A 19,848-nucleotide genomic window follows, 5' to 3' on the forward strand; every position below is an offset into this window, starting at 1 on the left:
CGGTCCGTTTTCATCAACGATGAGGCATCACCTATGATTATTCGTTATTGTATCGGTATGAGCGTTGCGGCCCTGTTCGGACTTTCCACGGTCGTCCCCTCCGAAGCAAAGATCGAGAAGGATGTTGTCAAGATCGGGATCCTGAACGACATGAGCGGGCCCTATGCCGATTTGGGTGGTCCGGGCTCGGTGATCGCTGCCCAGATGGCGATTGATGATCTCGGAGGAGCCATCAACGGCGTCCCCGTGAAGATCATTTCCGCCGACCACCAAAACAAGGCCGACGTCGGATCGGCAACGGCTCGTCGTTGGTTCGATGTCGAAGGTGTCGATGCCATCGCCGATGTGCCGGTCTCATCGGTCGCCTTGGCCGTGCAAGAGATCGGCCGACGGGCCCGCCGCATCACGCTGATGCAGGGATCGAGCTCAGATCTTACCGGGAAGGCTTGTTCTCCGTATAGTACGGCATGGCAGGACGACACCTATTCCTATTCGAAAGCCTCCGCACAAAACACTGTAAAGAATGGAGGCAAGACCTGGTTCTTTGTGGAAGCCGATTATGCGTTCGGCCACGCGTTGGAACGGGACGTCACGGCATTCATCACCGAAGCAGGTGGATCGGTGCTGGGAGCGGCGCGACATCCCGTTAATACTGCCGACTTAAGCTCCTTCCTTCTACAAGCGCAGAGCTCCAAGGCTCAAGTCATCGGACTTCTGAACGGCGGCGCCGATTTGATTAATTCGATCAAGCAAGCCAAGGAGTTTGGCATCTCTGACAGCGGGCAGAAGCTGGTCGGATTTCTTGTGTACCTGACGGACGTCCACAGTCTGGGCTTGGACGCGACAAACGGCTTGCTGCTTTCCGAGGGCTTCTATTGGGATCAGAACGACGTCGCCAGGACCTGGTCGAAGCGCTATTTCGAAAAGACCAAGCGAATGCCGACGAAGGAACAAGCTTCTGTCTATGCTTCCATCACGCACTATCTGAAAGCGGTGAAGAGCGCAGATTCAGTAGATGCGGATCTGGTCACGGCGGAGATGCGAAAGGCGCCAGTCGACTATTTCGGCCATACCGGCTCGATTCGCATCGACGGCCGGGTTCTGTATCCCATAACGTTGTACCAAGTGAAAACGCGCGGCGAATCGACCGGAGCGTGGGACTACTACAAGGCGGTCGGAAACGTCGAAGCAGATCGTGCGTTTCGTCCGCTCAACGAAGGGGGCTGCGACCTCGTCAAGTGAGGTTAGTACAGCGGCATCACCAAGTCTTCAGAAAGAAAACCGGTCGATGCACCCGCTCTGGCAACCACCGGAGTCCGAGCTGCCGGCTCTCACCGAATGTCACGTGCGCGCACTGGCTGCCCTCGGAGCTTTAATGAATCTTGGCGCAATGCTTTCGGTCTGGTTGGCGAACTAAATACGGACGCAAGGTCTTTGGTGCTGTTGATGGATTTCCTTGATGAACCAACGCCAGCCTAGAGAACGAGCGTGACGGTCCTTTGGTTGGATTTCTCGTTGTAAGCTATTGATCTTTAATGATGGGATTTTGGCCCGGTTGGGAAAGTTCACTAAGGAAGTCAACGGCAGCAGTATGTCTCTTAATCAGCTGCTCGATGAGTACACGCAAAGTCCTACGACGCGTTGGTCCGCGGCTTCCGGAGCAGATCACCGGATGAGAATGCCTGAGACCTTACAAACTGTCTTGTTCGAAAAGCGATAGCGCTCCAGCGAGTCGACTCAGGATGCCCTCGCACGTATCGAATACTGACGGTCTCCGCTTTTCACGCGAGCAGCATGTCGCAATTGGCCCCGTCCTGCAGTTCGCCCAGCGGATACCTCGGGGTTCGAGTCGCTCCCCGCTACACGGTCGTGCTTCCCGCATTGAGTGATTGCCGAACGGTAACGCTCGATCGTGTCTTTATCGCATTCGGCCAAGCATCGATGACGGCTTGGGGGAGGCCCGCGGGGAGAAGGCTTCGACAAGTCGGACGTCACGACGACCGATCGGCGGTCTGACGAGGCTTGCCTAGAGGTCGCGTTTCGCGCTTTCCGGAGCGAGCAGGATGCCGATGAAGGCGCAGGCTGCGATCGCCTCGAAATAGAGGATCACCGGGGTGAAGCTGCCGCTCGATCCCATCAGGGCGGTGCCGACCAGGGGCGCGATGCCGCCGCCCAGGATGATGCCGAGCTGCTTGCCGAGCGAGGAGCCGCTGACACGGACTTCGGTCGGAAACAGCTCCGCCGTGAAGGCCGCTTCCGGCGCGAACATCAGCGCGTGGATGATTCCGATCGAGACGACGAGGCCAGTGATCAGCAGCGTCGGATCCTTGCTCGCGACCAGCTGGAAGTAGATTGGATACCAGGCGGCGGCCAACAAGGTGCCGAGCGCGATGAACGGTCGGCGGCCGAAGCGGTCCGAGTAGCTCGCGATCAGCGGCACCATGCACATCTCCAGCACGTTGGCGACCATGGTGCCGAATGTGACGTGCGATTGCGCCATGCCGAGCGTCTTGACCGCATAGCCGAGCACGAAGACCGTGCTCATGTACTGGAACGTGCTGTGCGCCATGTTGACGAGGCAACCGAACAGGACCGGCTTCTTCCACGAGCGCACCACGTCGAGCAGCGGGGCCCTGGGGCGCGCGGCCGAGGCCTGCACTGCCTTGAACAAGGCCGATTCGTCGACCTGGAGCCGGATGTAGGTGCCGAGCACCACCAGCACGAGGCTCAGCACGAAGGGCACGCGCCAGACCCATTGCGCGAAATCCTGCGGGGTCGAGACGAGGCCGAGCAGCGCGATGAAGCCTGAAGCGAGGATCACGCCGATCGGGCCCGAGGCGTTGACGAAGGAAGCGAAGAAGCCGCGCCTTGCCGAGGGCGCATTCTCCAGCGTCAGCGACACCGCGTTCATATATTCGCCGCCGAAGGCAAAGCCCTGCACGAAGCGCAGCGCGACCAGTGCGATCGGCGCCAGAAGCCCGATCGAATCATAGCTCGGCAGGCAGCCGATCAGGAAGCTCGCGACGCCCATCAGCACGAAGGTGATCGTCAGCATCGCCTTGCGGCCGAGCTGGTCGCCGTAATGGCCGAACACCATGCCGCCGAGCGGCCGGGCGACGAAACCGACCGCGAACGTCGCATACACGGCCAGCATGCTCGCGGTCGAATCCATCTTGGGGAAGAAGAAACGATCGAACACCACGGGCGCGGTGAAGGCGTAGATGAAGAAATCGTAGTGCTCGATCACCGAGCCGAGCGAGGAGGCGATGACCAGCTTGCGGAACGCGGCCGTGATCGGCACTGCCGTCGTGGCTTCGCTCGTACCGACCATGACATCTGCGCTGTTGCTCATGACGTTTCCCCTCTCCGGTTTTGTTTGTCTGGCTTCAATCAGGAGCATTCCCGCGGGCGGACGAAGCCGGATGGGCTTCGCCGCCGCCGCTCGGAGGAGCTCCCGTCCGATGGACTTTTCACCGCGCCTCGTCCTCGACCGGATTGCGCAGCACGCCGAGCCGCTCGACCTCGACCTCGACGATGTCGCCTGGCTTCATCCAGAGTGGCGGGTTGCGCCGGGCGCCGACCCCACCGGGCGTGCCGCTGACGATGACGTCACCCGGCTCGAGCCGGGTGAAGGTCGAGCAATATTCGATCTGCCGCGGGATATCGAAGATCATGTGCTTGATCTGCGCTTCCTGCACGACCTCGCCGTTGAGGCGGGTGGTGAGCTTGAGCTCGGCCAGCTCGCCGAGTTCGTCCGGCGTCATCATCCACGGTCCGAACGCGCCGGTATCGGGAAAATTCTTGCCCGGCGTGAATTGATGGGTATGGCGCTGAAAATCGCGGATGCTGCCGTCGTTGTAGCAGGCATAGCCGGCGATATGGCCCATCGCCTCGCTGCGCGAGATGTAGCGTCCAGCCTTGCCGATGACGACGGCGAGCTCGCCCTCGAAGTCGAGGTCGGTCGAGACGCGCGGCCGGACGATCGGCTTCAGATGACCGGTCTGGCTGTTGGCGTAGCGTGAGAAGATGGTGGGATGCTCGACCTCGGTGCGGCCGGTTTCCTTCCGGTGCGTCTCGTAGTTCAGGCCGACGCACAGGATCTTGTCCGGGTTCGGAATGACGGGCAGGAAGGTGAGCTTCGCAAGCGGCTTCACGGCGGCCCTGGGCTTCGCATCCGCGACGCCCGCCAGCGCGCCGGCGATGGCGGCTCTGAGATCGGCATAGCGAGAGACCAGCGCGGCGCCGACATCGAGGAAATTGTCACCCTCGACGAGGCCCCACGTCGTGCGGCCATCGATGGCAACGGTTGCGAGCTTCATGCTGTCTTCTCCATTCTGATATTGGGATCGGGTTGGCCGTGCAGGCGCGCTCTGACCTCGCGCAAGAGATCGTCGAGTTCTGCGGCATGCTGCGCCGTGCCGAACACGTAATGATCCGGCCGCACGATTGCGGCGGCGACGCCATACCGGTCGAACCAGCCGGCCAGCACGTCGTCGGTCTCTTCGAGCACGCCGGAGGCGCCGGTGCCGGAAGGCGCGATCCCCGTTCCGGCCAGTTCGGGATACGCGGCGCAGAGCGCCATCAGAGAGGGCACATCGCTGCGGCGGCCGTCGATGACGACGCGGAAGCCTGGTCCGGTGATCTTGTCGAGCAAGCAGGGCGCGCCGCCGTGCAGGACCATCGGTTGCGGAAACAGAGTGCCCTGCGCAGCTCCAGCTTGCTCCGCCAGGAAGCCCGTGCGCAGCGGCGGGATGATCTCCTGCCGCGTGATCTCCAGCGGCTTGCCGCCGCCTTGATCGAGGATCTGCGCGTCGCGACGCCGCGCGGCCGCCGGATCCCGCTCGCAGATCGACTGGCCGATCGCCTTGATCTTGCCGGTCAGCTCGATCACGTGCTGCTTGCGCTCGGCCGTGTAGCTGTCGAGCAGCGTCTCGGGCGAAGTGCCTTTGAGCACGCGGTCGAGCTTCCAGACGAGGTTCGTTGCATCGCGCAGGCCCTGGCACATGCCCTGGCCGATGAAGGGGGGCTGCTGATGCGCGGCATCGCCGGCGATGACGATACGCCCGTTGCGCCAGCTGGCGGCGACAAGCGCGTGGAAGCGATAGGAGGCCGCCCGCCACAGTTCGCCGTCGTCCTGTGTCAGCCAGGGTGATAGCAGTGACCAGACATTCTCCGGCCGCTCCATCTGCCTGGCATCCTCGCCCGGCAGCAACATGATTTCCCAGCGGCGATGATTGCCGGGGCCGATCAGGAAGCTGACAGGCCGCGTCGGATTGCAGAACTGCGCCGAGCTTGGCGGCAGCTTGGCGAGAGCCTCCTGATTGACGCGCACGTCGACCACCAGCCAGGGCTCGTCGAAGATCAGGTCTTCGAGCGCCATGCGTCCGATCTGGCGCACCGTGCTCGAGGCGCCGTCGCAGCCGACGACGTAGCGCGCCGTCACCTTCCGCAACTGCCCGTTGGCCTCCCGCAGCGTTGCCTCGACACGGTCGGATCGCTGCACGAGGTCGACCAACTCGACGCCCAGCTCGGCGCGGACGTTGGGAAAGCTCAAGGCGTGACGGCGCAGCACCGCCTCGACGGGCGGCTGGCTGAACACCATGCTCGGCGTGTAGCCGAGCGGGTAGGGTTCAGCGACCATATGCACGCGCCGGATCAACTGGCCGTCGGCGCCAAAATGCTCCGAGGCAGTGAAGGGCTCGACATGGGGCGCGATCGCCTCGGCCAATCCCATGTTGTCGAAGTGACGAAAGATCTCGTGATCGAGGGCGATGGCGCGCGGCTTGTCGTAGATGCCGGTGAGACGGTCGATGACGAGCACGCGATGGCCGAGGCGGCCAAGCAGGCTGGCCGCGACCGCGCCGGTCGGTCCGAAGCCAACGACGAGTACGCCGTAGTGCGCAGGAGCAGAGGACGTGGTCATGCGCGGCGCTCCGTGTCGAACAAGACGGAGAGCTGCGCGGTCTTGCAGGCTTCGCTCTTCGGCGGCGCGATGCCCCATTGATCGGTGCGCCCGGGTGGCCAGACCCATTCCGAGGGTCCCTTGGCGCGATAGCCGTCGTCGACCTGAAGGACTTCGGCGGTGTATTCGATGACGATCCCCGAGGGATCGACGAAATAGGCGAACACGTTGTCGCCGGGGCCATGGCGGCCGACGCCCCAGCCGATCGGGAAGCCATGGTCGACCATGCGGCCCGAGCCGCGCATCACCGATTCCAGGTCAGGCATCAGGAAGGCGATGTGGTTGAGCCCGTTGAGCGGGGCCTCCGCAAGCACGACGGCGTGGTGATCGCTGTTGCAGCACAGAAAGGCCATCAGCTTCGAACGGTCGGTCAGGCGAAAGCCGAGCACCTGCTGGTAGAATTTCGAGAGCTTCTCGATGTCGGCGCTGTTGATGTTGACATGGGCGAGCCGCTCGGGGCGTTCGGCGACGACGCGCGCGCTCTTGGTGCGGTCGCCGTGGACTAACTCGATGCAGCAGCCTTGCGGCTCGCGGATCACGAAGTGTTCGCCGCCCGACGGCGTACGCGACGGACCGGGCGGGGAGATGATCTCGCAACGGGCCTCGCACGCGCGGGCGAACAGGTGGTCGAGGTCCTCGCGCGAACGCACGCGAAAACTGACCTTGCGCAGCGCGGCGCGCTCGCCTTGCGTCAATTCGAGGACGTGGAAGTCCGCTCCGGTTGCCGCCAGGTAGATCGTGCCGTCGGCTTCCGCGGCAAAATCGAGCCCCCAGACTGTCCGATAGAAATCCCCCGAGACGCCGAGATGCGGCGTCGCGATCTCGACGCTGCGCAACGCGATCACCGGAAAATCGGACATCAGGCTTCCTCGTGAAAGGCCCGGAGACGCGCGCCGAAGCAGCCGCTGATCGCCACCGAGCCGGTTGTCGTCGGCACAGAAGTAATATATACAAACAGACTCGTAAAGACAAAATTTATAAATTATGGCTTCGGTCCGGCGTGATGTACAAAAAGACCAGATGAATCAACGGCACGCTATGAGTTCGGACCTGTCCAGCCCGAAGTCGGATACCCCGGCGACGTTGGCGACCAGCATCTATGCCCGCCTCAAGGCCGACATCCTGACCACGCGGCTTGCGCCCGGCCGCAAGCTCCAGTCGCGCTTCCTGATGGAGCACTACAATGTCGGGCAGACCCCGCTGCGCGAGGCGCTCAACCGTCTCACGATGGAGGAGTTCGTCATTGGCATGGAGCAGCGCGGCTTCTACGTGAAGCCGGTCAGCAAGGACGAGCTTCAGGAGCTGACCAAGACGCGCTGCTGGGTCGAAGGTCTCGCCTTGCGCGAATCCATGCAGAACGGCACCCAGGACTGGGAGGAGGCACTGCTGGTGACGCACCACCGCCTCGACCGCACGCCGCGTTCGCTCGATCCGGACAAGTTCACGGACAATCCCGATTGGGAGAAGGCGCACCGCGCCTTTCACGCGACGCTGATTGGGCTGTGCGGCTCGCGCCCGCTGCTCGGCTTCTGCGAGCAGCTCGCCGACCGGCTCTATCGCTATCGCATGATGTCGATCGCCAAGGCCTATCCGGTCCGCAAGATCGGGACCGAGCACGCGCAGATCCTTCAGGCGGTGCTCGATCGCAAGACGGATGACGCTGTCGCACTGCTCCAGCAGCACTATCAGCGCACGGCCGACGTGATCTATTCAGACCTCGAGGCCGTGTTGCCACCCTGAACAAAACGGGACGGGAGCACAATCTCTCTCTGCGTTCGGGACGCAGGGAACGCCCCTCGGTCAGATCGCCACCCGAACGGAATGTCGGTATCGGTAGTTGCGCCTCCCCGCAACCACTTCCAGCATAATTCGCTCATTGCGGCGATGTGATCAAAGTGGCGATCTGATCAAAGCCCCCGCCGAAGAAAACGGCGGGGGCTTTGAGTCTTGCGACGGAGCCTGCCTTATCGGACGGGGCCAAAAAGGTTCTAAACGCGATTAGGGAATGCGTTCGAATTCCAGATGAGGCTGAAATTCGCCGCCTTGCGGATCACGGATCGGCGCAGCCACTACTTTCAAGCTTCGTGACGTAAGTTCCGTGATAGTCCTGTTGAGCGTGGCGCCATTCCATTGCGGCCATGTACTTTGCTGGACATGGAAGGTGAACGTCTTTGCGGATGTGTTGACCTCATATGTTCCGTAATAAGCAAAGGCCGGCCCAACGGGATCGGATGGAACAGTCCCAGCTCTAGGTGCACGATCGCCCGCCATGATGGCGGCGGTGAAAAGGCCGTTTGCGGCGAATTGCAGCATCCCCTGAGGACTATTGCCCCATGTGTCGCGCCGACGGCCATCCGTGAACTGGTCATAGACTGCCGTCAATCTCCAGGAACCAACCAGAGACGCCTCCGGGGCCTCCTGGGATCGGGCCGACGTCGGCAAGGCTGCGAGGGTTGCAATGGTGACCAGGAAAGTCAGCATCGCTTTGTTCATTTTAGCCCTTGGGCAGGCCGGCCGGATTGCGGACATGAAATGCTCCTTCTGATTGAGTCCCAAGAGGTGGCACCATGGAGGCGGGCCCCGGTCAGAAAAGCGCTAGTCCGGCAGCGAAGTCCTGAATAAGATACTGAAAAAAAGCTGAAATGCCTGAAAGATGCAGCTTTGGGGGCCATGGATACGACAATCGTTGCGGATCCCGTCCATTTTGGCGTCTTTACCCTCGACGCCACGCGCCGCACCTTGACGCGTGATGGGCGGCCGATTGCGTTGCGACCAAAGAGCTTTGAAGTCCTTTGCTGTCTGGTGACCGCCGCCGGTAAGCCTATGTCGCGCGACGATCTCGCGCGGGTTGTTTGGCGTGGCGTCACGGTGACCGACGAGTCACTGAGCCGGTGCATCAGTGACATCCGCCAGGCGCTGGACGACGACAAGCGGGAGATCATCAAGACGCTTCCGCGCCACGGCTATGTTTTTGCTGCTCCCCTCAATGTCGGTGTTGCCGGTGATAAGGAGCTTGCCGAGCCGCAGGAAAGCGCCGCCCCGTCGCCCATCTTGCCGCGCCGCCGCCCGATGATGCTCGCCGCGACAGGCGCCATTTTGGCGTGTGCATTGATCCTTGGACTGGTGGCTTGGCCTCGTGCTCCGGACCCCTGGTCGGCGCAGCAGCGCCCGTCGATCGCCGTCCTGCCATTCACGTATGTCGGGGGCGGCAGCGAGCATGATTATTTTACCGATGGTCTCACAGAAGACATCGCAATTCGCCTGTCCAAGTTCGCCGAACTCTTCGTCATCGCGCGAGAGTCGGCCTTTTCGTTCAAAGGCGCGACAACGAACACCCGCGAGATCGGTCGCCGCCTCGGCGCTCGCTATCTGGTTCTCGGAAGGGTGCGCCGCGAGCAAGGACAACTGCGCGTCTCCGCACGATTGGTCGAGGCTGAAACCGGAGCACAGCGCTGGGCCGACATCTACGACCGCGATCTCACCGATGTCATCGCCCTGCAGGATGAGTTAGCGCGGCAGATTGTGACTGTGTTGCTGTCGCGTATCACGCAGACGGAGCTCGAACGCGCCCGACAGAAAGGACCGCGTTCGCTCGGAGCTTACGATCTCTTCCTGCGCGGACGGGCGCAACTCGCAACCGTCGAAACCAGCCCCATCGGAGAATGGGGCCAACGCCTTTTGAGAGCGAGGCGCACCCTGGAAGAGGCTGTCCGGCTTGACCCAGCCTACGCGCCGGCACTGACTGCGCTGTCCGATACTTACCATCGGGCATGGTTGGTGTCGAACGATGAACCGGAGCTCGCTGGCGAGTTTCAAAGCTCTGCGAACAACGATAAGGCGCTTGCCCTTGTCGAGCGCGCCGTCACGGCAGACCCGACCCTGCCCGAAGCGCACTCGCAACTCGCATGGATACTCCATTGGCGACATCGGAGAGACGATGCGTTTGCCGAGTTGCGTCGTGCCATAGACCTCAATCCAAACACGGCCGATGGTCGCCTCGCGCTCGTCGTTGCTCACGCCGGTCGCGCCGAGGAAGGCATCGCGATGCTCAGCCGGATCGCCCGCCTCGATCCGCTGCCCCGACCTGTTTATTTCAGCTATCTCGCGAATTGCTATTATCTTGCCGGGCGATATAGAGAGGCGTTGGAAACCAGCCGGACAGCGGTGGACCGTTTGCCAGCGGTGTATCAAGCGCGCGTCTGGCACGCGGCCGCGGCGGCACAGGTAGGACTGGAAGATGAAGCCAGAACGGCCGCGGCCGCGGCAATGCGTCTTCGCCCCGATTTGACGATCGCCCGCTTCCTGAACACGATCCAGCTCGCATCAGCCGGAGATTCGGAGCGCTTGCGCGAGGGGCTGAGCAAGGCGGGTTTGCCTGAATAGCCGGTTCTTTGCAAATCAGTCGCGGTCCGTTCGAAGAGTGCGAGCCGCATTTCGGACATCGCTCGGCGTGCAACCAAACCTCCGGTGGAACAACCTGTTGAAGTGCGCCACGTTGGCAAACCCGCAGTCAAACGCGATGGTGCTGACCGGCAGATCCACCGGCGCGCGGCGGCGAAGCGCCTTGTAGGCAGCGGCAAGCCGCTGCTCGATGAGATACGCCGTGAACGTCAAGCCGCTTTCCTCGAATATCTGCTGCACGTAGCGGACGCTCAGCCCGTGCCGCGCGGCGATGGTGTGCACCGACAGCTCCGGCCAGCGCAGATTGGCCGCAATGTCGTCTTTGATGGCTTGCAGCCGGGCGGCGGGAAGGCCGCGCGTCCTGGCCTGTTCGGCCGCATCGCGCGTCGGCCCCAGCGCGAGCGCCAGAAGATCGCAGACGTGGTCCGCAAAGGCGGTTGCGAGCTCGGGCGTGGTCACGACATTGTCGCGGCGCGCGAGCTCGAGATACCGTACCAGCATCTGCAACGCCGGGCTTGAGGCCGGTATACGACGCGCGAACGTTGCGCCGATGTCGGGGACGAGAGATTTTATGGCGGTTCGCGGAATAGAGAACGCCAAAAAGCGGCATGCCTCGGGAATCATGATCTCGCTGACGTCGCTATTGCTCAACAGCGACCAGTCTCCCGGATGCAGATCGAGGCTGCGGCCGAGTTGTGACGCGCCCCATCGGGAGGTCGTCACGCCGACGACAAGCTGCCCTTTGTCGACGGCCATTTCGGTGCCGCCACGGGCGGCGGTGTCACCGCCTTTGCGCCGGAGCAGCAGGCCAACCTGCCGCCGGAAATCGCGCAGGCCTACGCATCGGTGTTCAAGGCGCCAGCACCTGCCAATTTCGAGCAGCGCTGGAGCCTGTGGAATGCGGCGTTCGGCGGCAGCGGCAAGACCAGCGGCGATCCCGTGATCGGCTCGACCGACACCCGGCTCAGCACCTACGGCTTCGCGGGCGGTCTCGATTATCGCCTCTCGCCCGCTACGGTGACCGCGGCCGGCGGCGGCACCAATTGGGGATTGTCCAACAGCCTCGGCAATGGCCGCAGCGAGTCCGCGCAAATCGGCGCTTATGCGAGGACGGTGATCGGTCCGGCCTACATCGCGGAGTCGATCGCCTTTGCCAACCACTGGTTCACGACCGACCGAACGGCGCTCGGCGGCAATCTGCGCGCGACCTTCACCGGCCAGAGCATTGGCGGGCGCATCGAAGGAGGTTATCGCATTGCCGTGACGCCCAACTTTGGGATTACACCTTATGCGGCGGCACAGGCGCAGGCATTTCGCTCCGGCGCCTACAGCGAGACCGACGTGAATAATCTGGGCTTCGGCTTGACCTACGCAGCGAAGCAAGCGACCGATGTCCGCACCGAGCTCGGGGCCCGTTTTGACCATCCGACGCTGCTCGGCGGCACGCCGCTGATCTTGCGCGCACGACTGGCCTGGGCACACGATTTCGTCGATACGCCCTCGCTCAATGCGGCGTTCCAGGTGTTGCCGCTGTCGAACTTCACCGTGTTCGGCGCACCGATCCCGCACGACTCCGGTTTGGCCTCGATTGGTGCGGATTGGTATCTGAACCAGAACTGGAAGCTGCTCGCCAAGTTCGATGGTGAATTTGCCAAGCGCTCGGACCTCTACGCCGGCACAGTGGCGCTGCGGTACTCCTGGTGATGGGGGCGCTTCAGGAAAGGCCGGCTTGCCCGATACCGGCGCTGGCTGGAGCGCTCAGATCCTCACTTGAACCGAATGTCGGTATCGGTGGTTGCGCCTCCCTGATTTGAACCTACTCGCTGAAATTTTTGGCGGCGACGGAGCGCACGACGCGAAAGGTGGTTTTTGGCGGCCTATCGAGACCCTAGGCTGCTCTCCGGTAAGAAAACAGGGCTTCCGAAATAGTGGGTATCGCGATGTAGCGGACCAGGGACTCGAACCCCCGAAAGCTAGAGTTCTGGGACAATGCTGATGGACGGGGCGGGGAGTTCAATGGCGTCATTGCTCCCTGGAAGATGTCGCGCGCTCCAACATCCATCTAGCGCGATATCCCGGCAATCGATGCGCATCGCGCTGAAGTGCTGTCCCGGGTCTTGGGCCTGTCTGATGAGGCGATTGTGCTCTCTCAAGCCTCGATCAGGGCGTTTGTGGACTGCATCGAAGGGGCGGATTCGAACCAGCGCAAATCGATCACGCGGCGGATCTTTTGTATTTCGGCAGGATCGGCCGCCGGCACCGACAATGCCCTCGGGCGCGCCAGCGCCGCCACAGGTGCAGGCGCGCGGGTCGTCCCAGGCACGGTCCGGATGGTTGTCGCAACCCCAGCCGCGATCGTCACAGTTGGCGCACGTCGTGGCCATTGCACCGGCGGCTAGGGGCTTTTCCTCGTTGGACATCAGGCCGAGCCCGCCAGGGCAGCGCTAGCTGCATGTCGAAGCGCTTTGTGGCGTTAGCGGCGATGAAGGCTTGTAGCGCATTCGACGACCACCATTATGGCACTCGATGCCGCGAGAGGGGGCCATCCACCCCATCAGGTGGTGGTCGGTTTCAAGCTGGCGGGCCTACGCTTGGGCGCGATAGCCCTGGACGGTGAGTAGCTCTCTGATCCGCGCCACCTTCTTTTTGGCGCTGCTCGGTCCCTCTATGGTCTTCCGGATGTCCTCGACCAGGCCCTCTAATCTCAGTCGATGCGCGCGGTCAGCTTCGCGGCGGCTGGCATCTGCAATCTCATCGAGAGCAACCATACGGCGAGTATTGTCGATTTTTCCCGACTCGTCAAAGCGCCGTTGGCGTGCCCTGACCCTGATCGGGCTCCTCGAAAGGCCGCCCCCAAGTCCGCCTTCATCGGGTGCTCTTCACGCTTTCCGCGATTGCGCGTTCAACTTCTGAGGCGAGAACCGTCAGGTGATCAGCCAGCTTCGTAAAAAGCTCTCGTTTCTTCGGGTCGGTCGCCAAGTCACGGATGAGAGCGCACTCGGCGGCATCTGTGCGGAGCTTTTCCAACTGAGCCTGCATGTCTTTCATTGCAGCTACTCCGTTCCCTGAGGGGAACTGTACTGCCAAGGTATGAAAGCGAACAGAGCTGAATGCCGAATTTTCCTAGGCTCGGGTCGCTGGATCGACGCAGTCCAGCACCTCCAGCGGCCCCGGCCTTCCACACCTCAAAAGCCCCCACGGCCGGGGTCGCCTCTTAAGTGGCTATCGATAGCCCAAGCCACCGAAAGGCGCTTTGCCGTTCCAGTCGAAGTCCGGCCGAACGTCGGCACCGCGAGACCCACAGCCCTGGCAGATAAATCGCGGCTCGAGATCCGATAGCCTTACCTTGTCGGGCCAATGGTCGGCATCCAGAGCAACGTGATGGCCGCAATGACAATAGACAAGGACGCCACGCAGGCCCATTTCGCGCATCTCGCCGAAGGTGATCTTGACGGGGCGGCCGTCAACGTGTGCAGGCGTGTGGCGTCGAACAGGACGAGGCATACCGAGATCAAAGCGCCGTCGTGAGCACCTTGCAAATTATCCATTACTGGTAGACAGAAAGGCGCGCGATCTACTGCCGGTCGTGGGCGTGGAAAACGCGCGCACCACGAGTCGAAAAAGGAGGCTTTCGATATACCGAAATTCCGCTTGCTCCGTCGGGCAAAACAGTGGTTCATAAGGCGCTGGCTCGAACTGTCGTAATAGGAACCAGCGCCATGGCGACTGAAGTCGAGACTTCTTCCGAGCTGTCCAAGATTGCGAAGCTCAACGGGGACTTCAGGAGGAATTACGGAACTTTGCTTGGAGCATTCCTGTATCTAAGATCTATCAGTGTAGTCCGTGGGCGTTCTTGGCTGTGGGCCGGCCTATTTTCTCTCGTCTACTCGGCCGTGTTAGGATGGCTGGGCAAGCACGGCTTTTCATTGCTTTGGTGACGCACCAGACGGAAGTGGAGTGGCTTTGTAGCGGAGGCGCGCATGGCCAACGCCCTGATCATTCGCCCTAGGTCCGATCTGCTATTGCCCATAGGCTTTTCTTGAGGCGGCTGACCATTGGAGGCGGATACGCCCCCGTCCACCGCCACGTTGGCACCGGTCATGAAGCTCGCGTCGTCACTTGCCAGGAAAGCTATCAGGGCGGCGACTTCCTCGGGTTCGCAGACGCGGCCTAACGGGATCCGCTCGGCGAACTTCGCCAGCAGCTTCCTGTCGTCCATCATGTCTTCCGTCATGCCCGTACGCGTCAGACTGGGACAGAGCGCATTCACGCGGATGCCCTTCTTGCCGAGGTCCAGGGCAAGGGCACGCGTCAGATTGACGACGGCGCCTTTCGCCGCGTTGTAGGGGGCTCATGCCCCAATCGCCACCGGTGCCGGAGACTGACGCCGTGTTCACGATCGAGCCCTTGGTCTTTTCAATATGGGAAGTGCCGCGCGACAGCCGTAGAACACGCCGTCGACGTCGATCGACATCACCTTGCGCCATTTCTCGTCGGTGATCGAAGCCGGGTCGCCGCCTTCATGGACGCCGGCGTTATTCACGATGACGTCCAGCCGGCCCAAGCGGTCGACGACAGCCGCGACCATTCTATCGACGGCACGCGATCCGACACGTCGGTGGCTTGCACCATTACCTGGTCGGCGGGCAGACTCTTGGCGACCTCTTCCAGTGAGGCTTTATCGCGATCGACCAGCGCCACTTTCGCGCCCTCCGTAACGAAGCGACGCGCTGTCGCCTCTCCGATACCGGAAGCCGCTCCAGTGACGATGACACCTTGCCGTGGAACCTGTCGACCATGCGAAACTCTCCTGCTGCTCATAACCGTCGTCGCGGCGGTCGGGTCCTAATCGCCGACCGATCTGGCCTTTTCAGGAACGATGTTCGAGAAGATCGATTGTTGGACAAAACCGCAAAACGAAGGATTGGACCCATGGATCTGACCGGCAAAAAGATCGCCATTCTCGCCACAAACGGCTTCGAGCAGGCCGAGCTGGAAGTGCCGCAGGAGCGCTTGAAGAAGGCTGGCGCAACGGTCGATGTCGTCTCGCTCGCCGCAGGCGAGATCAAGGGCTGGAACAAGAAGGATTGGGGCTGGCCGGTAAAGGTCGACAAGACGCTCGACGAGGCATCGGCCGCCGACTACGACGCAATCGTATTGCCCGGCGGGCAGATCAATCCGGATCTTCTACGGGTTGAGCCCAAGGCGCTGAAGTTCATCAAGGATATTTTCGATGCCAAGAAGATCGTCGCCGCAGTGTGCCACGCCCCTTGGCTTCTCATCGAGACCGGGATCGCGAAAGGTCGCAAGATGACCTCCTTCAAGTCGATCAAGACGGATGTCGCGAACGCAGGAGCGAAGTGGGAGGACGCTGAGGTCGTCGTCGATCAGGGCGTCATCACTTCTCGCAACCCGGGCGATCTCGAGGCCTTCTGCGCCAAGATCGTGGAAGAGGTCAAGGAAGGTCGACACACCCAGCGCAGCGCGGCCTGACGACGATGAAGAGCGCCAAGATATCGGGCGAGGCAGGCTTGGAGACCCGCGTCGCAATCCTCGAATCCGGCGAGGAAGCACTCACGACGCTCACCAAGTTCGCGAACGACGCCGGAATCACCGCGGCGTCGCTGACCGCCATCGGCGCCTTCGAAAGGGCGACCGTTGGCTGGTTCGATTTCGAGAAGAAGACCTATAAGAAGATCGAGGTCGCGGAGCAGTGCGAGGTGTTGAGCGCGATCGGCGATATCGCTGTCGGCGACGACGGAAAGGCGAGCCTCCACGTGCATGTGGTCCTGGGTCTGGCCGACGGCACAACCCGTGGCGGACATCTTCTCGAAGGAAGGGTGCGACCGACACTCGAGGTGGTCGTCGCGGACACACCAGCCCATCTTAGGCGGAAGAAGCAGCCAGATCTCGGCATAGCGCTGATCGATATCCTAGCAGGAAAGACGTGACGGGCTGCTGTGTCGACGTCGACTAGACCTGGCGTCGCGCTAGGTTTCGTTCTTTCGATACCTCTCACGCGTGACCTCTTCGGCCACGCGATCCAATGCCCGGTTTCGGTAGCGATAGCCGAGGACGCCGTAGATCAGCGCCGTGAGGAGTACGAGCGCTCCAAGGAAAACGACGGCTTCGAGACCTATCTCGCTCTCCTTTCGATGATTTACGCCGCGCGTCGTTTTCTGGTCTTGGCCGCCTTTTTGGCTGACTTTGAACGCTCCGATGCCGGCCGCTTGGCCGAGGCCGCGCCGCCCAATCGGCCGCCTTTGCGGGACGGCGAGTGATCTTCCTCAGTGCCGCGACCCGAGCCGCTCTTCTTCCCACCGTGGGTTTCTTTGTTCACGGTTGCCCAGGCGCGCCGTTCGGCTTCCTTCTCCGGAACCCCGCGGTGCTCATAGCCTTCCTCGATATGCTCAGCCTGTCGCTTCTGCTTGTCGGTGTAACTGGACTTGTCGCCACGAGGCATGACACTCCTCCCGTCGATCGGAAATATTCGGTTTAAGACTGGGAAGGTCCCCCGGTTCCAATCTCAAAACGCCCCTTAACGCGGCGAGGTCCAAAACATGCAAGCCGACACTGATCAGGAGGCGGAGCATCAATCGTAATGCCGCTCAATGTTGGGAAACATCGTTTCTGCTGAGGCTCGCAGCATTTCAAGCAGCATTCGGGCCTCTCGAAGCTGATGCTCCAGTTTGTGTCTATTGTCGCTCCGAGGGCAGTCCTCGATCAGCGCACGGGTGTGCTGCAGCGAGAGGTCGAGCAGAAGTATTGCGCGGCGAAAATGGTGGGCGGTTTCGCCCGCATGCCTGGAAGCAGCTTTCGGAAACGGCACAACGTTGTGCATGGAAAGAAACCAAATGCAATTTGTCGGTAAGTTAATCTACCATTTCGCGTTTAACGCGATTTCAATTTTCCTCTCGCTTTTTGTTCGTGTTCTGAGAGCGACATTAGGAAAAACGTAACGATAGATTAGGGCACCGCCGTGAAGCTATACCCGTTCGGCCTCGCACACCCGGACGTCCTTTCTGGCAAGCTTTGACTCCAGCGTCGATCCTCAACCCGGCGCTGGGGTCATTGCATTCGAAATGCAAAAGCCGCCCCGGATCAGGAGCGGCTTTGCCTTATTTTGTGGATGTCCGCGCGCCACTAGGATGCGGAGCAGCCGGTCGAATTTCGGCTGGCGGCGGTTCGTTCTGGGATTGGCTCGGATTTGGTAGCGGCTGCGTTGTTTTGCCGTCCGGCAGCTTGATCGGATCGTCGAAGGGCCGCCCCCAGCCATTGGTCATTGGTGTTGCGATATCGCATCGCCAGCAGAGGCGGCTCGTCTCCATCGAAGTTCGGCTTGACCTCGGCGCCGCGCTGACCGCAGGCGGTGCAGACGAGGCGCGGCTCGACGTCAGAGATCCGCCTGCGAAGAGGCCGCTTCCCGTCGATCTCGCACGGGCGTTGGGGCAAACCGAACGATGAACTTGCAACTAGCTCAACGCCCTTAGCGTCTTCCGCGACGCATGGGAGCGCTTGGCCGCGATCGATCGGACGTTGTCCAATGCCAATGTCGCCGGGAACAAGGTGCCGCCGCGGGTCTTGCATTCAATACGTGGCACCCGGCGGTGACGAGCCGAGCGATCAACATGGGGATCGGTCTTGCGGGAATGGTCCAGCTTGATTTACTCTATCGTATTGCTTAACTCGGAGATGAACGTGGCGACGGGTATTGTGAAGTGGTTCAATGCGACCAAGGGATTTGGTTTCATCCAACCCGATGACGGCGGCCAAGATGTTTTTGTGCACATAAGCGCTGTTGAGCGCGCCGGTCTGTCCGGGCTGGCCGAGGGGCAGACGGTCTCTTATGAGGTCCAGGTTGATCGAAAGCGCGGCAAGAGCAGTGCGGAAAATCTGCGTATCTGATCTGATGTAGTCGACCAGATGCAGCGTCAGCAAAATCGGCAACGGCTTCTCTCGTCGCCGCAACACTAGGAAGCTGGAACATATCGGACGACGCCCAGTGCCAGATGCTCCTGGGCTTCGGCGACTTTCAGCAGCCGCACATAGTCCCGCTCTCGTGTAGTTTGAGCCGGCCCTCTCAGCCGCGTGCTGATGCCGGCGGATCTCCACTGAGGGCGGTCCCGCCAGTCTCGAAATAGGACGCTGCCGGGCTCGAAATTCATGTCCCGGCAGCGTTTCATTCTCAAACTGAGTGCTGAAATCCCAGTTGGGTTCGAATTGGCAATCTTTATGCCACAGCCTTGTGACACGGCCCGCCGGTTCACGCTGCCGGGCCATACTTCGCGCCTACGAATGCGAGCCCAATAAAGAAGCGCTCCGCAAGGTCCATTTCCATGGCTTGTTCCTCCGGCTGCCCGCTCCCGTCAACGCTTGCATCTGAACACTAAAGTTCTTCCGAGGGCCCGAGATTCCAACATTTGTAAATGGCAACCGGTAGAGCTCTGGCTAAAATATGGACTGCAAACCAATCGGTTAGGACCCGTATGCACGAGGCGAATCATGACGAAACGCCGCAGGTTTAAACAGACCGTCGTCCTCGAAGAACGTCTCGGCCAAGAAGCCCAGCGATTGAGAGATGAAGCCAAGAGGCTCCCGCACGGCCCTGAGCGCGAAATCCTCCTTCGCAAAGCCAGACAAGCCGAGACCGGCTCTCACATCAGCGACTGGCTGAGATCGCCCGGGTTACAGCCGCCGGAATAGGAACAGGTGGACATTTATTCCATTGCTCTCCCTCGAATGAGGGCGGCGCATGACCCGGTACTACTTCGACATCCGGGACGACACCGGTTTGTACCCGGACGAGGAAGGGATGGAATTCGACACTCAGCAAGAGGCCGAGGTCGAAGCCGCGAGGTCGCTTGCGAACTTGGCAAAGGACTTTGCCACCATACGGCAGGACGTTTCCGTGGAAGTGAGGACAGAAGTTGAGCGGGTGTTTCAAGCCGCATTCATTTTCGACAGAAGTATGACGAAGCAGTAAGGACGGTTCAGTTGGCGGTTTATTACGGCTACTACCTTCCTAGGAGCCAGCAGATATTCACGGGGGCGGGCCCTGGGATTCACCTATCTTACCCCACATGCGGACCGGCTTCTCCTGCATGCCAACCCTTCTCTGTAGGCTGATAACGCTCTCCCTGTTTCACCAGCCAGCCGCCTTCAACCATCTTCTCTGCTAAAGCCTTCGAGCATGCCGGCTGGTTGCTGCCGGGGTAATACAGGCCGTCTCTGCGCTCGACCATAAAGCCGTAAACGCGCACCAGACGAAGCGCTTTCAGCATCCCGGGAATGAGAACTACGGTCGTGCTCGTCATTGCCCTCCAAGCAACCCCGCCACGGAAAGTTCCCGAGCCACTCGGCAAACCTGCGTCAAATTTATCGATTCCTGGCGGCTTGGAGACGGAGCACGAGCTACTGCCTGTTGTGAAATAGTTCAGGGACACCGTTGATGTCCGCTGAGACTCTGATAGCGGCGCGAAAGCGGA

General features: G+C 61.3%; 20 protein-coding genes and 1 pseudogene. 9 read left to right on the plus strand and 12 right to left on the minus strand.

The window, feature by feature from the left end; all coding sequences use genetic code 11:
* The first annotated feature begins 33 nt into the window (after positions 1 to 33).
* On the plus strand, positions 34 to 1,242 hold the full coding sequence (locus tag E4K65_RS04580) for an ABC transporter substrate-binding protein (RefSeq protein ID WP_135173088.1): 1,209 nt from the start codon (positions 34 to 36) through the stop codon (positions 1,240 to 1,242).
* 784 nt (positions 1,243 to 2,026) lie between these two features.
* Here the strand turns inward: E4K65_RS04580 and E4K65_RS04585 are convergent.
* The 4 genes from E4K65_RS04585 to E4K65_RS04600 all read right to left on the minus strand — a co-directional run bounded on the left by E4K65_RS04585 (position 2,027) and on the right by E4K65_RS04600 (position 6,822).
* The gene (locus E4K65_RS04585) at positions 2,027 to 3,352 is read right to left on the minus strand and encodes an MFS transporter (RefSeq protein ID WP_167770515.1); all 1,326 of its coding nucleotides are present in this window, start codon (positions 3,350 to 3,352) and stop codon (positions 2,027 to 2,029) included.
* Between the two features lie 118 nt (positions 3,353 to 3,470).
* Positions 3,471 to 4,319 carry a fumarylacetoacetate hydrolase family protein gene (locus E4K65_RS04590; protein ID WP_135173090.1) on the minus strand — a complete coding sequence of 283 codons (849 nt, stop codon included), beginning with the start codon at positions 4,317 to 4,319 and terminating at the stop codon, positions 3,471 to 3,473.
* The gene (locus E4K65_RS04595; RefSeq protein WP_135173091.1) at positions 4,316 to 5,923 is read right to left on the minus strand and encodes a bifunctional 3-(3-hydroxy-phenyl)propionate/3-hydroxycinnamic acid hydroxylase; all 1,608 of its coding nucleotides are present in this window, start codon (positions 5,921 to 5,923) and stop codon (positions 4,316 to 4,318) included. Before E4K65_RS04595 ends, E4K65_RS04590 begins: the two co-directional genes overlap by 4 nt.
* Positions 5,920 to 6,822, minus strand: coding sequence for a VOC family protein (locus tag E4K65_RS04600; protein WP_135173092.1), 903 nt, complete (start codon positions 6,820 to 6,822; stop codon positions 5,920 to 5,922). The genes E4K65_RS04595 and E4K65_RS04600 overlap by 4 nt, the downstream gene beginning before the upstream one ends.
* 178 nt (positions 6,823 to 7,000) lie before the next feature.
* On the opposite strand from E4K65_RS04600, the gene E4K65_RS04605 reads away from it, so the two are divergent.
* Positions 7,001 to 7,702, plus strand: coding sequence for a GntR family transcriptional regulator (locus tag E4K65_RS04605; protein WP_135173093.1), 702 nt, complete (start codon positions 7,001 to 7,003; stop codon positions 7,700 to 7,702).
* Between the two features lie 258 nt (positions 7,703 to 7,960).
* Here the strand turns inward: E4K65_RS04605 and E4K65_RS04610 are convergent, their stop codons facing one another.
* Positions 7,961 to 8,455 (minus strand): lipocalin-like domain-containing protein, encoded by a 495-nt coding sequence (locus E4K65_RS04610; RefSeq protein WP_167770516.1) that lies wholly within the window; start codon positions 8,453 to 8,455, stop codon positions 7,961 to 7,963.
* 177 nt (positions 8,456 to 8,632) lie between these two features.
* Here E4K65_RS04610 and E4K65_RS04615 point away from each other — a divergent pair, with 177 nt between their 5' ends.
* Positions 8,633 to 10,345 (plus strand): winged helix-turn-helix domain-containing protein, encoded by a 1,713-nt coding sequence (locus tag E4K65_RS04615; RefSeq protein WP_135173095.1) that lies wholly within the window; start codon positions 8,633 to 8,635, stop codon positions 10,343 to 10,345.
* A 15-nt stretch (positions 10,346 to 10,360) separates the two neighbouring features.
* Here E4K65_RS04615 and E4K65_RS04620 read toward each other — a convergent pair whose 3' ends face one another.
* A complete protein-coding gene (locus tag E4K65_RS04620; protein ID WP_135173096.1) occupies positions 10,361 to 11,119 on the minus strand; it encodes a helix-turn-helix domain-containing protein in 759 nt (252 codons plus the stop codon).
* Between the two features lie 69 nt (positions 11,120 to 11,188).
* Between E4K65_RS04620 and E4K65_RS04625 the strand changes: the two genes are divergently transcribed.
* On the plus strand, positions 11,189 to 12,067 hold the full coding sequence (locus tag E4K65_RS04625) for an autotransporter outer membrane beta-barrel domain-containing protein (RefSeq protein ID WP_283813811.1): 879 nt from the start codon (positions 11,189 to 11,191) through the stop codon (positions 12,065 to 12,067).
* 1,161 nt (positions 12,068 to 13,228) lie between these two features.
* Here the strand turns inward: E4K65_RS04625 and E4K65_RS04630 are convergent.
* From E4K65_RS04630 to budC, 3 genes and pseudogenes are all read right to left on the minus strand, one after another.
* A complete protein-coding gene (locus E4K65_RS04630; RefSeq protein ID WP_135173098.1) occupies positions 13,229 to 13,411 on the minus strand; it encodes a hypothetical protein in 183 nt (60 codons plus the stop codon).
* Positions 13,412 to 13,585: 174 nt separating this feature from the next.
* A complete protein-coding gene (locus E4K65_RS48465) occupies positions 13,586 to 13,867 on the minus strand; it encodes a hypothetical protein (protein ID WP_135173099.1) in 282 nt (93 codons plus the stop codon).
* A gap of 379 nt (positions 13,868 to 14,246) precedes the next feature.
* Positions 14,247 to 15,184 (minus strand): annotated as a pseudogene (budC, locus tag E4K65_RS46920) (meso-2,3-butanediol dehydrogenase).
* 111 nt (positions 15,185 to 15,295) lie between these two features.
* Between budC and E4K65_RS04660 the strand changes: the two are divergent.
* Together E4K65_RS04660 and E4K65_RS04665 are read left to right on the plus strand one after the other, a co-directional pair.
* Complete coding sequence (locus E4K65_RS04660) at positions 15,296 to 15,856, plus strand: type 1 glutamine amidotransferase domain-containing protein (RefSeq protein WP_135173103.1); 561 nt, start codon at positions 15,296 to 15,298, stop codon at positions 15,854 to 15,856.
* Between the two features lie 5 nt (positions 15,857 to 15,861).
* Positions 15,862 to 16,314 carry a PPC domain-containing DNA-binding protein gene (locus E4K65_RS04665; protein WP_135173104.1) on the plus strand — a complete coding sequence of 151 codons (453 nt, stop codon included), beginning with the start codon at positions 15,862 to 15,864 and terminating at the stop codon, positions 16,312 to 16,314.
* A 209-nt stretch (positions 16,315 to 16,523) separates the two neighbouring features.
* Here the strand turns inward: E4K65_RS04665 and E4K65_RS04670 are convergent, their stop codons facing one another.
* Together E4K65_RS04670 and E4K65_RS04675 are read right to left on the minus strand one after the other, a co-directional pair.
* Entirely contained in the window at positions 16,524 to 16,826 is a 303-nt protein-coding gene (locus tag E4K65_RS04670) for a plasmid stabilization protein (protein ID WP_167770518.1), read from the minus strand.
* Between the two features lie 129 nt (positions 16,827 to 16,955).
* Positions 16,956 to 17,204 (minus strand): hypothetical protein, encoded by a 249-nt coding sequence (locus E4K65_RS04675; RefSeq protein WP_135173106.1) that lies wholly within the window; start codon positions 17,202 to 17,204, stop codon positions 16,956 to 16,958.
* Between the two features lie 857 nt (positions 17,205 to 18,061).
* Between E4K65_RS04675 and E4K65_RS04680 the strand changes: the two genes are divergently transcribed.
* The 3 genes from E4K65_RS04680 (at position 18,062) to E4K65_RS04690 (ending at position 19,346) form a co-directional block, all read left to right on the plus strand.
* Positions 18,062 to 18,268, plus strand: a complete 207-nt coding sequence (locus E4K65_RS04680; protein WP_135173107.1) for a cold-shock protein — start codon at positions 18,062 to 18,064, stop codon at positions 18,266 to 18,268.
* A 597-nt stretch (positions 18,269 to 18,865) separates the two neighbouring features.
* Positions 18,866 to 19,066 (plus strand): hypothetical protein, encoded by a 201-nt coding sequence (locus tag E4K65_RS04685; RefSeq protein WP_135173108.1) that lies wholly within the window; start codon positions 18,866 to 18,868, stop codon positions 19,064 to 19,066.
* A gap of 49 nt (positions 19,067 to 19,115) precedes the next feature.
* Positions 19,116 to 19,346 (plus strand): DUF6894 family protein, encoded by a 231-nt coding sequence (locus tag E4K65_RS04690; protein WP_135173109.1) that lies wholly within the window; start codon positions 19,116 to 19,118, stop codon positions 19,344 to 19,346.
* Positions 19,347 to 19,434: 88 nt separating this feature from the next.
* On the opposite strand, the gene E4K65_RS04695 is transcribed toward E4K65_RS04690, so the two are convergent.
* Complete coding sequence (locus E4K65_RS04695) at positions 19,435 to 19,677, minus strand: hypothetical protein (protein WP_135173110.1); 243 nt, start codon at positions 19,675 to 19,677, stop codon at positions 19,435 to 19,437.
* Positions 19,678 to 19,848: the final 171 nt, after the last annotated feature.

The organism is Bradyrhizobium niftali, from assembly GCF_004571025.1.
Lineage (GTDB): Bacteria > Pseudomonadota > Alphaproteobacteria > Rhizobiales > Xanthobacteraceae > Bradyrhizobium > Bradyrhizobium niftali.

What these genes read in the sequence shown, in the direction of transcription:
- E4K65_RS04685 (WP_135173108.1), top strand. Translation starts at nt 18,866, where the DNA reads ATGACGAAACGCCGCAGGTTTAAACAGACCGTCGTCCTCGAAGAACGT.
- E4K65_RS04595 (WP_135173091.1), bottom strand. Translation starts at nt 5,923, where the DNA reads ATGACCACGTCCTCTGCTCCTGCGCACTACGGCGTACTCGTCGTTGGC.
- E4K65_RS48465 (WP_135173099.1), bottom strand. Translation starts at nt 13,867, where the DNA reads ATGCCTCGTCCTGTTCGACGCCACACGCCTGCACACGTTGACGGCCGC.
- E4K65_RS04600 (WP_135173092.1), bottom strand. Translation starts at nt 6,822, where the DNA reads ATGTCCGATTTTCCGGTGATCGCGTTGCGCAGCGTCGAGATCGCGACG.
- E4K65_RS04610 (WP_167770516.1), bottom strand. Translation starts at nt 8,455, where the DNA reads ATGAACAAAGCGATGCTGACTTTCCTGGTCACCATTGCAACCCTCGCA.
- E4K65_RS04695 (WP_135173110.1), bottom strand. Translation starts at nt 19,677, where the DNA reads ATGACGAGCACGACCGTAGTTCTCATTCCCGGGATGCTGAAAGCGCTT.
- E4K65_RS04660 (WP_135173103.1), top strand. Translation starts at nt 15,296, where the DNA reads ATGGATCTGACCGGCAAAAAGATCGCCATTCTCGCCACAAACGGCTTC.
- E4K65_RS04590 (WP_135173090.1), bottom strand. Translation starts at nt 4,319, where the DNA reads ATGAAGCTCGCAACCGTTGCCATCGATGGCCGCACGACGTGGGGCCTC.
- E4K65_RS04670 (WP_167770518.1), bottom strand. Translation starts at nt 16,826, where the DNA reads ATGCCTCGTGGCGACAAGTCCAGTTACACCGACAAGCAGAAGCGACAG.
- E4K65_RS04630 (WP_135173098.1), bottom strand. Translation starts at nt 13,411, where the DNA reads ATGAAAGACATGCAGGCTCAGTTGGAAAAGCTCCGCACAGATGCCGCC.
- E4K65_RS04580 (WP_135173088.1), top strand. Translation starts at nt 34, where the DNA reads ATGATTATTCGTTATTGTATCGGTATGAGCGTTGCGGCCCTGTTCGGA.
- E4K65_RS04615 (WP_135173095.1), top strand. Translation starts at nt 8,633, where the DNA reads ATGGATACGACAATCGTTGCGGATCCCGTCCATTTTGGCGTCTTTACC.
- E4K65_RS04605 (WP_135173093.1), top strand. Translation starts at nt 7,001, where the DNA reads ATGAGTTCGGACCTGTCCAGCCCGAAGTCGGATACCCCGGCGACGTTG.
- E4K65_RS04620 (WP_135173096.1), bottom strand. Translation starts at nt 11,119, where the DNA reads ATGGCCGTCGACAAAGGGCAGCTTGTCGTCGGCGTGACGACCTCCCGA.
- E4K65_RS04690 (WP_135173109.1), top strand. Translation starts at nt 19,116, where the DNA reads ATGACCCGGTACTACTTCGACATCCGGGACGACACCGGTTTGTACCCG.
- E4K65_RS04665 (WP_135173104.1), top strand. Translation starts at nt 15,862, where the DNA reads ATGAAGAGCGCCAAGATATCGGGCGAGGCAGGCTTGGAGACCCGCGTC.
- E4K65_RS04585 (WP_167770515.1), bottom strand. Translation starts at nt 3,352, where the DNA reads ATGAGCAACAGCGCAGATGTCATGGTCGGTACGAGCGAAGCCACGACG.
- E4K65_RS04675 (WP_135173106.1), bottom strand. Translation starts at nt 17,204, where the DNA reads ATGCACAACGTTGTGCCGTTTCCGAAAGCTGCTTCCAGGCATGCGGGC.